Here is a 13,639-nt window from a genome sequence, read left to right on the forward strand (position 1 = left end):
GAGATCTACACAAGGCTATTCGTCGGCAGCGTCAGATGTGTATAAGAGACAGAGACCACCCTCGGTGGGGCGCGGTGGGGGGATCGACACCCACGGGTCCCTGAACGGCATCAGCGCGGCACCCGTGGTGGGTGCCGCGCTGATGTGTCACAGCATCGGTGTGAGAGGCGTGCTGCCCCTCACGCGAGAATCGGAGCGATCGATGTGACCGCTCCGGTCTCTCTCATTCCTGGTCGAACCGTCGCTTGAAACGATCCTCCATCCGCGAGGAGAATCCCTTGCGAGGACCTCGGCGCGGTGCGGAACCGGAACGGCGCGGGCCGCCTCCCGGTGCCGGCGGGTTGTCGCCCTCGGACTGCTCGGACTGGGGCGCGGTGGGCTTGCGCAGCAAGAGCAGAACGCCGGAGCCGAACATGAACACGAAGCCGACGAGACTGATGATCGGGAATCCACCGGGCTTGAACGGGAGGGCCACGCCTGCAATGAGCAGAATGAGGCCGATCACGAACAGAGCGACGGCCTGAAAACGACGCCGCGTGGATGCGGCTCGAATCCGTCCGCCGCGCACGGTCGACGCGAACTTGGGGTCCTCGGCATAGAGAGCGCTCTCGATCTGGTCGAGCATGCGCTGCTCGTGCTCGGAGAGTGGCACGGTACCTCCCCCGGCACTGGATGGTGGCTCTCACTTCTTTGCCAGAAGTGAGAGGTAGCCGATCGGTCCGGCTACCTGTTGTCGATGATACGAGCAGAATCGGCGGCGAGCCACCTACCTGCACCACCAGTATGCGAGAAAAAGTCGCTCCGTGGTGGCGACCAGGTCTACGCGGGCACCGCGACCGCGTCGGACCGCGAGGTCACACGGTCCTCGACGCGGTGCAGAAAGCGTCCTACCTGCGAGAAGAACTCGTCCGCCTCGGCCGCGTCGAGCCGATCGGCCGAGCCCGCCTCGATGGACGCACGCAGCGTGGAATACGCGGCGAAGTACGACGCCCACTCCGTGAACTCCGGCGCAGCCGTCCGCATGCGCACCCAGGCGCTGCGGGACGCCCCACGCTTGGGCACCGGATCGACCGCGTCGAGCAGGGCGCCGGCACCGCGCAACGCGGCGACGTAGGACTCGAGGAACATGTCGGCCGCCGACGGTGCACCGGCCGCGTCACCGAGAATGGCGTCCGCACGACGCAGCAACATGCGGGCGCGGGCGTGCGTGCGCGACGGCGCCGCGGAGGCGTCGAACGAGACCACCGTGCCGTTCGTCATCGTCTCACCACCCTCCGTGCGGTCTGCAGAGCTGCGGCGTGCCGCAGTGTGACCACCCGTGCTCCGAGCCATTGCGCTGCCTCCCTCTCCGACACGTGAACCGATCGGCGTCCCACGTCCTTCTCAACACCGTCGGCCTGTCGGTTACTCCCCTGAGCGGGCCGATCGAGCGCGATGTAAGCATGGAGGTCGGACATGTTCTCCGGACCGTCTCGCGCGATCGACCCGATGTCGGGCCGATCGACCCGAGGTCGATTCGTTCGAACGCGTGTTCGATGACTTCACTGTAGCGCGGACGTCCGACACGATGCGAGGGATCGAGGTGAGTACCGTTCACGACGCCCGAGGCGGCCCCTCCGACGAGGGCATTCGTCTGATCGAACTCACCCCGCAGGACATGCGCCGACGGTTGACCGAAGCCCTGTCCGTCTACGTCGCCGCGATGGGCTACCCGCGCGGAACCGAGTTGCATCGGGCGCCGATGTGGGCGGAGCACATCCTGCGGCCGGGGTGGGGCGCGGTGGGAGGAGTCTCACACGACGACCACCTGGTGGCGATCGCCTACTGCTATCGCGGAGCGCCACATCAGTGGTGGCATCAGCAGGTCCGCGACGGAATGCGACGAGCGGGGTGGTCCGCCGAGAACGCCGAGCGGGTCCTCTCGGACTACGTCGAGTTGACCGAGCTGCACGTCTCCCCCGAGGCTCAGGGGCACCGTCTCGGCGAACGGCTCCTGCTCGCCCTCATGGCGGGCCGCCGGGAGAGTTCCGTGCTGCTCTCCACCCCCGAGGTCACCGGCGAGGACAATCGAGCATGGCGTCTCTACCGGCGGACGGGGTTCCAGGACGTCGTGCGCCGATTCCACTTCGCCGGGGACGCCCGACCCTTCGCGGTGCTCGGCCGCGAATTACCCCTGACACCCGGGACCGGACTCGGTCTCGACACCACCACAGAAGAGGGGCCGACCACGTGATCGATGCCGCCGTCGTCGGATCGGGTCACAACGCACTCGTCTCCGCCGCCTACCTGACCGATGCCGGATGGTCCGTCCGCGTCCTCGAACGAGACACCGTCGTCGGAGGCGCGGCCTCCACGGTCGAGCGCTTCCCCGGCCACAAGGTGGATCGGGGCTCGTCCGCGCACATCATGATCCGGCAGACCGGCATCATCGAGGAGTTGCGTCTCGCCGATCACGGCCTGCGCTATCTCGACTGCGACCCGTGGGCGTTCGCGCCGCCTCCGCCCGGCACCGACGAGCCGGGCATCGTGTTCTCCGTGGACCTGGACGCCACCTGTGCCTCGATCGAGGCGGCGTGCGGACGCAAGGACGCGGACGCGTACCGCGCGTTCGTCGCACTGTGGGGGCCCCGCAGCGCACGTGTCATGACGTCGTTCGGGAGTCCGCCCACCGGGAGGGCTCTGCTGTCCTCCTTCTGGGGCATGGACGCGAGCGACGGTGCGGCGGCCCTGTCACGCGAGTTCCTCGCGTCGGGCGACTCGCTTCTGAACCGGTGGTTCGACAGCGAGCGCCTGAAAGCGGCTCTCGCGTGGTTCGGCGCCCAGTCCGGTCCGCCGATGTCCGAGCCCGGCACGGCCCCGATGGTGGCCTTCAACGCTCTGATGCACACGACCCCGCCCGGCCGCGCCGTCGGCGGCAGTGGCGCGCTGAGCGTCGCGCTGCAGACGAAGATCGAGGCCGACGGAGGCACCGTCACCCTCGGTGACGCCGTCGTGTCGGTCACGCGTGTCGGAGACGGATGGTCGGTCCGCACCGCGAGTGGCGAGGAGGTGCGCGCACGCACGGTCATCGCCGGGTGCCACATCCTGACCACGCTCGACCTCCTCGACGCCGGCGGTTTCGACACGGCGACGACGGAGTCGTGGCGACGGCAGATCGACGTGGGGCCGGGCATCGGCATGGTGGTCCGCGCATCGACGTCGTCGTTGCCGCAGTATCCCGGCGCTCCCGGCGTCGAGTCGTCCAGCCGCGGACTGCAACTGCTGGTACACGACCGGGCCCAGCTCCGTCGGGCGCACGGAGCGGCATCGGCAGGCGATCTCCCGCCGGCGCCGGTGGTGCTGGCCATGAGCTTCAGCGCGGTCGACCCATCGATCGCGAAGCCCGGCGAACACCAGGTCTCGCTGTGGTCGCAGTGGCACCCGTACCGACTGGCCGACGGTCGGAGCTGGCGAGGCGGCAGCCCCGAGGTGGCGGAACTGGAGGGTGATCGGATCGTCGCCGAGGTGGACAAGTACGCCCCCGGCTTCGCCGACAGCATCCTGCAGCGGCACACCCAGTCCCCGTGGGACCTCGAACAGGAACTCGGGCTCGTCGGGGGCAACGTGATGCACGTCGAGATGTCACTGCACCAGATGATGATGTGGCGCCCCATGCCGGCGCTCGCGGACATGACCGTGCCCGGAGCCCCGTCGTTCTTCCTGACCGGCGCCTCGATGCACCCCGGCGGCGGTGTCTCCGGATCCAGCGGCCGCAGTGCCGCCCGGCTCGCGATCGCCGAACGCGCGGGCAGTCCTCTGAAGCGCGTGGCGTCGCGTCTGGGCGCCGCTCTCCCGGGCCGCCGATGAGGTCGGGAGACACTCTCCGCGCGTCGGGGCGAGCCACACCCGTCGCGGTGGGCTTCGCCGTCGCGGCCGTCCTCGCGCAGATCAGTTACCCGCTCGTCTCGGGCGGCGTCAAGGACGCCGTGACGTTCTGTGTCGTCGCTCTGCTCGCCGCCGCCTGCGTCACGCACGCGGCGAGCGCACGCGGGGCCGGGTGGGCCACGCTCATGGTGCTGCTCACCGCCGGGATCGGCCTGACGGCCGAGATCATCGGCACGCGAACCGGCATGCCCTTCGGGTGCTACGAGTACGCGCAGGACCGCATCGGACCCTCCCTGGCCCACGTGCCGGTGGTGGTTCCGTTCGCCTGGACGGCCGGCCTGTACCCGGTGTGGTGCGCCGCCACCGTCGTCGCGCAGCGGATGCGCCGACCGGTGCCCACCCGCGTGGGACTCACCACCGTCGGCGTCGTGGGGTGGGATCTGTATCTCGACCCTCAGATGGTGGCCGACGGTCAGTGGACCTGGTGCAGTCCCTTCGCTCCCCTGCCCGGGCTCGACGGCATCCCGTGGACCAACTATGTGGGATGGCTGCTCGTCGCGGCGCTCATGGCCGTCGCCATGGAGGTCCTGGGGCGGTCACCGATGCGCACGCCCACGGTGAGCCCGCTGGTGCCGTGGGGACTGTTCGTGTGGACGTGGCTCGGCTCCGCTCTCGCCCATGCGGTCTTCCTGCCGGACCTCGGTTGGTCCGCTCTGTACGGCCTCGTCGCCATGGGCGTCGTCGGTGTCCCCTTCCTCCTCGCCCTGTCCCGACCCCGGTCGGACATCGCTCGCGACGCGCCACGCCGCGCTGACCGACCCGTTCACTGACGGTGTCGCGGCGGCCTGGCACGATGACCGCTGTGCCCCACCCCGCTGCTCCTCGCACGTCGCCGCGCGTTTCCGTACCGCGCCGCGTGGTCTCCGTCCTCGTGCTCGCCCTGCTGACGGTTCCGCTGCTGGCCGGGTGCCTCCGGGCACAGGTGTCCATGGGCGTGTCCTCGAACGACAGGGTGTCCGGCCGCATCGTCGCCGCGACGGTGCCGACGGCCGAGGGTGACACCGGACCGGGCATGGAGGTCCCCGACAGCCTGGGCAGCAAGATCCGGGTGCAGCCGTACGACTCGGACGGGTACGTCGGCAGCGAGGCGCTGTTCAGCGACCTCACGTTCGGTGACGTGCAGCAGCTCGCGGCACTGTCCGACCAGTCGGTCGGCCTCTACCAGCTGTCCCTGGTCCGCGCGGGTGACCTCGTCACTCTCGCCGGCCAGGTCGATCTGAGCTCCGTACCAGCCGAGGGCAGCGACGTGCAGTTCACCATCGCCTTCCCCGCTCGTGTCACCACCACCAACGGCGCCCGCGAGGGCGACAACGTGGTGTCCTGGAAGCTCCCCGCCGGCGAGCGCAGCACCCTGCGCGCCGAGGTGCGCTACTCGGATCCGAACACGCGCAGCTTCGCCGGGTGGGCCGGCATCGTCTTCGGTGTCACCGTGGGTATCGCGGCCATCGTCGGCGGCATGGCCTACGTCGCCCGCGACGCTTCCGGCGGACGCCGACGCGATGCGGAGTCGGCCGGCCGCCGGTGACCGCCCGGCGCCGAGCCCGGAACGCGGTCCGAGTCGGCTCTCTCGCCTCGATCGCCACCGCGGGCATCGCCCTGATCAACGCAGCGACAGCACCCCGCGTGCTGCCCTCGTCCGCGGCGACGGTGCGGGCCGGTGAGCGCATCACGGTCTGCATTCCTGCCCGTGACGAGGCAGACCGTCTCCCCGACCTGCTGCGGGATCTGATGGCTCAGCGCTCCCGGTCCGCGATGACCGTGCTCGTGCTGGACGACGACTCGTCCGACGGGACCGCGGACGTCGCCCGGGCCGTCGTGGGTGACGATCCGCGTTTCCGGATCCTGGCGGGCCGCACGACCGAGCCGGCCGACGCGCCGGGAATGGGCAAGTCCCTCGCCTGCCTCGACCTCGGCCGCCGCGCGCTCGCGACCACCGATCCGACCCTCGTCGTCTTCCTCGACGCGGACGTGCGATTGCATCCTGATGCACTGGACGCCGCCGCGTCCGTTCTCCGCGAGCACGACGTGGCCATGCTCTGCCCGTGGCCCGCGGAGACGGCGGTGACGACGATCGAGCGGGTCGTCCAGCCTCTGCTGTCGTGGTCGTGGTCGGTGACCCTCCTCGTCCGGGCCGCCAATCGAGGCCGTCGGCCGTCGATGGGCGTGGCCAACGGGCAGTTCCTCGTGCTCGACGCACCGTCCTACCGCGTGGTCGGCGGACACGAGTGCACACGCTTCGCGGTGGCCGACGATCTGACGCTGGTGCGGCACGTCCGCTCCCGCGGTCTCCCGACGGCAGTGGCGTACGGCGGGCGCGTCGCGACGTGCCGCATGTACACCGACGCCGCGCAGGTGCGTGCCGGTCACGCGAAGTGGCTCTGGTCCCAGTTCGGCGGCGCTGCAAGCACTCTCGCCGTCTCGGCGATCGCCACAGCCGTATGGGTCCTGCCACCGATCGCGATGACCGCGCGCGGATCGACCCGCCGGTGGGGAGTCGCCGGGTACCTGGCGGGATGGGTGTCGCGCATCGCTGCGCGGCGCGCGGAGGGCAGCGACGACTCGCTGGCCCGCGACGTCGTCACCTCGGCGCTGCACCCACTGTCCATCGCGGCGGGCTCGGCGCTGCTGGCCTCATCGGACCGGGGACGCCGCCAGGGCACTCTCGTGTGGAAGTCGCGCGTTCTGGCCACCCGGCACTGATCCGGTACCGATCCCACCCGTGCCCTCCGGAACCGGGCGGGCGAGCCCGAGATTGCCGACGACCTCACTGGTGGCCTTCGCAAAGTTCAGCGTGATGAAGTGCAGGCCGGGGGCGCCCTCGGCGATCAGTCGCTCCCCCATCTCGGTGGCGATCTCGATGCCCACCGCGCGCACGGCGGCCCGGTTCTCGTCCGGGTCGGACCCGGCCGCGGCGGACAGGCGCTCCTCGACGGATGCGGGCAGCGCAGATCCCGACAGCTCCATCGCACGCTTGACGCTGCGCAGCGACGTGATGGGCATGATCTCGGGGATGATCGGCTTGGCGCCCTGCTCCGGATCGAACGCGGCGACACGGTCACGCAGGCGGAGATAGTCCTCGACGTCGAAGAACATCTGGGTGATCGAGTACTCGGCGCCCGCACGCAATTTCGCGACCAGATGGCGGGTGTCGTGGTCGAGATCGGGCGCGCGGTGGTGTCCCTCGGGGAACGACGCGACACCGACGTGGAAGTCGCCCAGCTCGCAGACCAACCGCACCAGTTCCTCCGCGTACTCGACGCCGTCCGGATGCTTCTCCCACGGACCCAGCGGATCGCCGGGAGGGTCGCCGCGCAACACGAGAATGTTGGAGATGCCGCGGTCCGCGTAGGCCCCGACCATCGCGCGCAGCTCGGTGCGGCTGTGCCCCACGGCCGTGAGGTGGGCCACGGGCAGCAGGTTGGTGACCTCCGCCAGCTCGCCGGTGACCCGCACCGTGCGATCACGCGTGGATCCGCCCGCCCCGTACGTCATGGACACGAAGGCGGGATGCATCTGCTCGAAGGTGCGCACGGCACGCCACAGGCGGTCCTCGGCGGCCTCGTCGCGAGGAGGCGAGAACTCGACGGAGAACGGAACACTCCCGTGCGCCGCGGAATTCAACCGGTCGATCACCGACGGAGTGCGGCTGACCCGCGCGCGGGAGGATTCGTCTGTCACGCCTCACAGCATAGATTCCCGCGCCGACCTGCTCGGGCCCCCAGGTCGTCCGCACCGGCGCCGTGTCCGAATACCCGGATAGAGTCGGGGGTGCCAGGACGCTGCGCCCGCGACCCGATCGCATCCCGACCGACTGCCCGCGGACTCCGTCCGCCGCACCGAACACCGGAGGAAACTCTGTCCGCCGCACCGCACAGCCCCGCCGCCCACCGACCGCTCGACGTGGAGTCCGCCGCGGACGACCGTGATCAGTGGCCCCTGGGGACGTTCGTCGATGCGGTCGAGACGTCCCTGCGCGATTTCGTCGCGACGCAGCAGGCCACGGTCGACTCGGTCGGTCCCGTCTACACCGACGCCGTGGCAGAGCTCACCTCCTTCGTCTTCCGCGGCGGCAAGCGGATCCGCCCCGCCTTCGCGTGGACGGGCTTCCTGGGTGCGGGCGGCGATCCGCACGCCGCCGAGGCCGACGCCGTCCTCGACGTGTGCTCCGCCCTCGAATTCGTCCAGGCGTGTGCGCTGGTGCACGACGACATCATCGACGCGTCCTCGACCCGTCGCGGATTCCCCACCGTCCATGTCACCTTCGCCGAACGGCACCGCGCGGCCGGGTGGCGCGGGAACTCGGACAAGTTCGGCGAGTCGGTCGCGATCCTGCTGGGCGACATCGCGCTCTGCTGGGCCGACGATCTCGTCCGCGCGGCGGCACTGGACTCCGCCACGTCGGCACGCCTCGCTCCGGTGTGGTCCGCGATGCGCACCGAGGTGCTCGGCGGGCAGCTGCTCGACATCGCCGTGGAGGCCAGTGGAGACGATTCCGTCGAGGCCGCGCTCCAGATCGACCGCTACAAGACGGCGGCCTACACGGTGGAACGCCCTCTCCTCATCGGCGGCACGCTCGCCGGCGCCGGCCCCGACCTGCTGGAGGTCTACAGCACGTTCGGTGCGGACATCGGCATCGCCTTCCAGCTGCGGGACGACCTGCTGGGAGTGTTCGGGGATCCGTCCGTGACCGGCAAGCCGTCCGGCGACGATCTGCGTGAGGGCAAGCGGACGGTGCTCCTCGCCGCAGCCCTGGACGCGGCGGACGAACGCGATCCCGCCACCGCGGCAGCTCTGCGCGCGGGAATCGGCACCGACCTCTCCGAGGCTGCCGTCGACGACCTGCGTGCGCACATGATCGATCTCGGTGCCGTCGACGACGTCGAGCGCCGCATCACCACACTGACCGACAGCGCCCTGGCGGCGCTGAACGCGTCCGATGTCACCGAGGACGCCAAGAGGCGGCTCACGGCCATGGCCTACACCGCCACCAGGAGAACCTCATGACGCATGCCACCGTGTCCGGACCCACCGATCACGTGATCGTCGTGGGCGCCGGTCTGTCCGGCCTCGCCGCGGCGCTCCACCTCCGCGGCACCGGTCGCGAGGTCACCGTGATCGAGAGGTCCGACACCGTCGGCGGCCGGGTGGGTTCCGTCGCGGCGCCGGGCTACCGCATCGACACGGGCGCGAGCGTTCTCACGATGCCCGACCTGATCGATCAGGCGCTCGCCGCGGTGGGTGCGACCCGCGAGTCCACCACGCCTCCCCTGCGTCTGACACCGTTGCATCCGGCGTACCACACCCGTTTCGCCGACGGCACCACCATCGACGTGCACTCCGATCCCGAGCGGATGATCGCGGAGGTCGGCGAGAAGTGCGGGCCGGACGAGGCTCGGCGCTACCGCACGCTCCGCGCGTGGATCGGATCGATGTTCGACGCGGAGTTCGACCGCTACATCGACGACAACTTCGACTCACCGCTCGACCTCGTGGGCGAGCGCACGGCACGAGCGAACACGCTGACCCTGCTGCGCCTCGGGGGGTTCGGAAAACTCGGAAAGCGGATCGACAAGCTCATCGACGACCCGCGACTGCGCCGTATCTTCACCTTCCAGGCTCTCTACGCCGGGGTCGCGCCCGCCAAAGCTCTCGGGGTCTACTCCGCGATCTCGCACATGGACACGTCGTTGGGTGTGTCGTTCCCGGACGGCGGAATGCAGTCGATCGCGAACGCGATGGCCGACGCGTTCGTGAGTGCGGGCGGCACGCTGCTGCTCTCCACCGGCGTGGCCGCCATCGAGAAGGGCGGGACCCGCGCTCGCGCGGTGGTGACCGAGAACGGCGAGCGGCACACGTGCGACTCCCTGATCCTCACGCCGGATCTCCTGGTGACGGATCGCCTTCTCGCCACCGCCGGCATCACCGTGCGCCGCAAGATCCGGGCGTCACCGTCCTGTGTCGTGGTGCACGGCCGCGTGCCGGTGGACGTCACCGCGCGGTGGTCGTCCCGCTCGCACCACGTCATCGACTTCGGGCACAACTGGAACGAGACGTTCGAGGAGCTCACCGCCTCGCGCGGGCGCGGCACACTCATGTCGGACCCGTCGTTGCTCATCACCCGGACCTCGCTGACCGATCCGGCTCTGCGCGTCACGCACGACGGCGTCGAGCAGGAGCCCATCTCGATCCTCGCGCCCTGCCCCAATCTCGACAGCGCTCCGTTGGACTGGTCCGCCATCACCGACCCCTACGTGCGGGAGATCCTGCTCGAGATGGATCGCCGCGGCTACACGGGCGTGTCCGAGCACCTCGAGATCGACCACATCGACACGCCGGCCACCTGGCTCGCGCAGGGGATGGTCGCGGGAACCCCGTTCTCGGCGTCGCACATCTTCCGCCAGACCGGCCCGTTCCGGCGCCGCAACCTGGTCAAGGGCATCGACAACGTCGTCCTCGCCGGGTGTGGGACCACCCCCGGAGTGGGTGTGCCGACGGTGTTGATCTCGGGTCGACTGGCCGCCGAACGCATCGATCCGTCCGTGCGTCGCTCGGCCCGTGTGGCCGTCTGACGGCGGGCCGGTTCGTCTTCCGGTCCGGAGCCTCTAAACTCACGTGAGTTCAGCCCGGCTTCCGCACGGTCGCCGGCATGTCGCGTCTTCCGGGGAGGAACATGACGACGTCCTCCCCACTCCGGGCCGCGGACGCCACCGACGAGTCGTCGTGGCGATCGACACGACGGTTCTTCGGGGGACGCGCCGGCCGCGCCACGTTGGTGGGTCTGGCCGGGTCCGCGCTCATCACTTTCGGCGGTTTCGGCTCGGGTGCCGTGCGCCGTCGTGACCCGCTGCTCGAGGCGATGCACCTGTCCTGGCTCCGCTTCGGGCACGGACTCGTGTTGTCGACCGTCATGGTGTGGATCGGCGTGCTGCTCATGATCGCCGCGTGGGTCCGTCTCGGACGCGCCACTCTCGGTCACCGGACCACGGTGCGGCAGCTGCGCTGGGTGGTGCCGCTCTGGATCGCGCCGCTCCTGCTCGCGGTCCCGATGTTCAGCCGCGACGCGTACTCCTACCTCGCACAGGGCGCCCTCCTCCGGGACGGGTTCGACCCGTACGCCGTCGGTCCCGTCGCCAATCCCGGTGTGCTGCTGGACAACGTGAGCAACGTCTGGACCACCACCACCGCGCCCTACGGCCCGCTGTTCCTCCTGCTGGGCGAGGGCATCACCTCGCTCACGGGCGACAACGTGATCGCCGGGACGATGCTCCTGCGCCTGACCATGCTGCCGGGGCTCGCCCTCACCATGTGGGCAGTTCCCCGCATCGCCCGACACTTCGGCGCGGATCCTGCCGTGGCCCTGTGGCTCGCCGTGCTCAATCCCCTGGTCCTGATCCACCTGATCGGCGGCGTCCACAACGAGATGCTCATGGTCGGTCTCATGACGGCCGGCATCGCCGCCGTCCTCGACCGGCACCACGTCGCCGGGATGGGGCTCGTCGCGGTCGCCGTGGCGATCAAGGCCACCGCGGGCATCGCGCTGCCCTTCCTGGTGTGGATCTGGATGCTCCACGAGCGCGACCGGCTCCGCACCGAGAACGAGGCGCGGGCCGAGCGTGGTGACCCGCCGCGACGCCAGCACGTCCTGCTGGTGTTCGCGAAGACCGCAGGTATCGGTTTCGCCGTGTTCGTCGCGGTGTTCGTCGTCGCGTCACTGGTGGCCGGCGTCGGCATCGGCTGGCTGACGGCGCTCTCGGGCTCGGCCAAGATCATCAACTGGCTCTCGCTGCCGACCATCCTCGCCCACCTGGTCACGGTCTTCACCGGGTGGTTCACGGGCGCTCGGCTCGGCCCCGTGCTCGAGGTGACCAGGATGCTGTGCGCGGTGGCTCTGGCCGCGATCCTGGCCGCGGCGTGGTGGCGATCGCGCCACTCGGAGCGCGGCGCACTGCTGGGCATCCTCGTGTCGCTGGTGGCCATCGTGATCCTGTCCCCGGCCGCTCTCCCCTGGTACTACTCGTGGCCACTCGCCGTCGCCGCGGGTCTCACCATGTCGGCGACCACTCTGACCGTGCTGGTGGGCCTCTCCGCCTGGCTCATGTTGGTGTTCCAGCCGGACGGGTCCATCGGTCTCTACACGTTCCCGCACGTCGTACTGGCGACGTTCGCCGCAGTGGTCGCCGCGCTGTCGCTCCGGACGGTCGATCCCCTCCGCCTGCGGGCCGTCACACACCCGGAGCACGAGAACACGTTCGTCCCGGCCCCGCGCGTCCGCGCCGAGACCGCCCGCCCGGACCAGCCCCGTCCGGACCAGCCCAGCCAGGAGTTGACCGAGTGACCGATCTTCCCGAGGCCTACGCGCTGTGCCGGGACGTGGCAGCCGAACACGGTAAGACGTACTTCCTCGCCACCCGCCTGCTGCCGACCGACCGTCGGCCCGCGGTGCACGCGCTGTACGCGTTCGCACGCATGGTCGACGACATCATCGACGTCGACATGATCGCCGAGCGCGGCGACGACACGGCGGTCGCACTCGACCTGGCGCTGCTCACCCGCATCGAGGAGCGACTGAACGAGGGTCTCGGCTCGACCATCGCCCCGCCGACGTCGGTCCCGCCCGGACCCGACCGGCGCAACGAGCTGATCCTGGCGGCCCTGTTCGACACCGCACGTCGCTACGACATCCCGTCCGAGTACTTCACAGCCTTCATGACGTCGATGCTCATGGACGTACCGCACTCGGCGATCTACAAGGATCGCTACGCCACCATGGACGAGTTGTCGACGTACATGTACGGCTCCGCCGCCGTGATCGGGCTGCAGATGCTCCCCATCCTCGGCACCGTGTGTCCGGTCGAGGAGGCCCGCCCGACGGCGTCCGCTCTCGGCGAGGCTTTCCAGGTCACGAACTTCGTTCGCGACGCGGGCGAGGATCTCGCGCGCGACCGCATCTATCTGCCCGGCGACGTGCTCACCGCCTACGGCGTCGACGAGGACCTGCTGTGGTGGTGCCGCCGTACGGACTCCGTCGATCCGAGGGTCCGCCGCGCTCTGGCCGACATCATCGCCACCACCCGCGCGCTCTACCGCACCGCCGAGCCCGGCATCGCTCTGCTGGAACCGCGGGCGCGCGAGGGCATCCGGGTCGCGTTCGCGCTGTACCAGGACATCCTCGAAGCCGTGGAGAACGACGGTTACCGGTCGTTGTCCGTCCGCTCTCGCGTGGGCACTCCTCGGCGCGCTCGTGTCGCCGCGACCGCGGCCGGTCGAGGTCTTCTCGTCAGAGCCGGAGAACGGCTCCCGCGGCCCGGGTCACGCGCCGCCTGATCCGATCGAGCGCTAGAAGGCCATGGCCTGGGCGCGGCGGATGATCTCGCGGGCGTGGTCGCCGCGCAGCACGTCGGCCGGCATGCCCGGCAGACTGTCGTCCGGGGTGAAGAGCCACCGCAGAATCGACGGGTGGTTGTAGCCGCCGTCGAGCAGAACCGCGATCGCACCGGCGAGGTACTTGATCGGCTCGCCGTCCTCGCCGACGAACTTCGCGGGGATCGAGACCACTCGATCGCGGCGCACCGCGATCAGCTTGTGCTCACGCACCATCTGGTAGAGCTTCGTCACGGGGACGCCCATGATCTCGGCGGCGTCGGGAATCGCGATCACGGCCTCGTCGGCAGGCAGGACGTCGTCGCAGTAGGGAATGGCACTCACGCGGTCAAAG

Annotated in this window: 13 protein-coding genes; 9 read left to right on the forward strand and 4 right to left on the reverse strand. The window is 70.0% G+C overall.

What is annotated here, in order from left to right:
- Window positions 1-223 precede the first annotated feature (223 nt).
- Together HQ312_RS08555 and HQ312_RS08560 are read right to left on the reverse strand one after the other, a co-directional pair.
- Window positions 224-652, reverse strand: a complete 429-nt coding sequence (locus HQ312_RS08555) for a DUF3040 domain-containing protein (RefSeq protein ID WP_222638364.1) — start codon at window positions 650-652, stop codon at window positions 224-226.
- A gap of 167 nt (window positions 653-819) precedes the next feature.
- The gene (locus tag HQ312_RS08560) at window positions 820-1,260 is read right to left on the reverse strand and encodes an SAV_6107 family HEPN domain-containing protein (protein WP_231476320.1); all 441 of its coding nucleotides are present in this window, start codon (window positions 1,258-1,260) and stop codon (window positions 820-822) included.
- 397 nt (window positions 1,261-1,657) lie between these two features.
- Here HQ312_RS08560 and HQ312_RS08565 point away from each other — a divergent pair, with 397 nt between their 5' ends.
- Genes HQ312_RS08565 through HQ312_RS08585 form a run of 5 tightly spaced genes read left to right on the forward strand, consistent with a single transcriptional unit; the run spans window position 1,658 to window position 6,624 of the window.
- Window positions 1,658-2,233 carry an N-acetyltransferase gene (locus HQ312_RS08565; RefSeq protein WP_231476337.1) on the forward strand — a complete coding sequence of 192 codons (576 nt, stop codon included), beginning with the start codon at window positions 1,658-1,660 and terminating at the stop codon, window positions 2,231-2,233.
- Window positions 2,230-3,846, forward strand: coding sequence for an NAD(P)/FAD-dependent oxidoreductase (locus tag HQ312_RS08570; RefSeq protein ID WP_051613370.1), 1,617 nt, complete (start codon window positions 2,230-2,232; stop codon window positions 3,844-3,846). The genes HQ312_RS08565 and HQ312_RS08570 overlap by 4 nt, the downstream gene beginning before the upstream one ends.
- Complete coding sequence (locus HQ312_RS08575; RefSeq protein WP_222638365.1) at window positions 3,843-4,694, forward strand: carotenoid biosynthesis protein; 852 nt, start codon at window positions 3,843-3,845, stop codon at window positions 4,692-4,694. The genes HQ312_RS08570 and HQ312_RS08575 overlap by 4 nt, the downstream gene beginning before the upstream one ends.
- Before the next feature lie 23 nt (window positions 4,695-4,717).
- Entirely contained in the window at window positions 4,718-5,449 is a 732-nt protein-coding gene (locus HQ312_RS08580) for a hypothetical protein (protein WP_056445605.1), read from the forward strand.
- Window positions 5,446-6,624, forward strand: a complete 1,179-nt coding sequence (locus tag HQ312_RS08585; RefSeq protein WP_222638366.1) for a glycosyltransferase family 2 protein — start codon at window positions 5,446-5,448, stop codon at window positions 6,622-6,624. The genes HQ312_RS08580 and HQ312_RS08585 overlap by 4 nt, the downstream gene beginning before the upstream one ends.
- Here HQ312_RS08585 and HQ312_RS08590 read toward each other — a convergent pair.
- Window positions 6,556-7,602, reverse strand: coding sequence for a methylenetetrahydrofolate reductase (locus HQ312_RS08590; protein ID WP_308123854.1), 1,047 nt, complete (start codon window positions 7,600-7,602; stop codon window positions 6,556-6,558). The genes HQ312_RS08585 and HQ312_RS08590 overlap by 69 nt on opposite strands.
- A gap of 222 nt (window positions 7,603-7,824) precedes the next feature.
- Here HQ312_RS08590 and HQ312_RS08595 point away from each other — a divergent pair, with 222 nt between their 5' ends.
- The 4 genes from HQ312_RS08595 (at window position 7,825) to HQ312_RS08610 (ending at window position 13,248) form a co-directional block, all read left to right on the forward strand.
- Window positions 7,825-8,928: a polyprenyl synthetase family protein gene (locus tag HQ312_RS08595; RefSeq protein ID WP_222638367.1), complete on the forward strand. Its 1,104-nt coding sequence runs from the start codon at window positions 7,825-7,827 to the stop codon at window positions 8,926-8,928.
- Complete coding sequence (gene crtI, locus HQ312_RS08600) at window positions 8,925-10,493, forward strand: phytoene desaturase family protein (RefSeq protein ID WP_222638368.1); 1,569 nt, start codon at window positions 8,925-8,927, stop codon at window positions 10,491-10,493. The genes HQ312_RS08595 and crtI overlap by 4 nt, the downstream gene beginning before the upstream one ends.
- Before the next feature lie 101 nt (window positions 10,494-10,594).
- Window positions 10,595-12,259, forward strand: a complete 1,665-nt coding sequence (locus HQ312_RS08605; RefSeq protein WP_051613368.1) for an alpha-(1->6)-mannopyranosyltransferase A — start codon at window positions 10,595-10,597, stop codon at window positions 12,257-12,259.
- Window positions 12,256-13,248, forward strand: a complete 993-nt coding sequence (locus tag HQ312_RS08610) for a phytoene/squalene synthase family protein (protein ID WP_222638369.1) — start codon at window positions 12,256-12,258, stop codon at window positions 13,246-13,248. The genes HQ312_RS08605 and HQ312_RS08610 overlap by 4 nt, the downstream gene beginning before the upstream one ends.
- A 12-nt stretch (window positions 13,249-13,260) precedes the next feature.
- On the opposite strand, the gene HQ312_RS08615 is transcribed toward HQ312_RS08610, so the two are convergent.
- Window positions 13,261-13,629, reverse strand: a complete 369-nt coding sequence (locus tag HQ312_RS08615; protein ID WP_027505833.1) for an Rv2175c family DNA-binding protein — start codon at window positions 13,627-13,629, stop codon at window positions 13,261-13,263.
- Between the last annotated feature and the right edge of the window lie 10 nt (window positions 13,630-13,639).

Origin of the sequence: Rhodococcus sp. BP-316, assembly GCF_019836105.1 — a bacterium.
GTDB lineage: Bacteria > Actinomycetota > Actinomycetes > Mycobacteriales > Mycobacteriaceae > Rhodococcoides.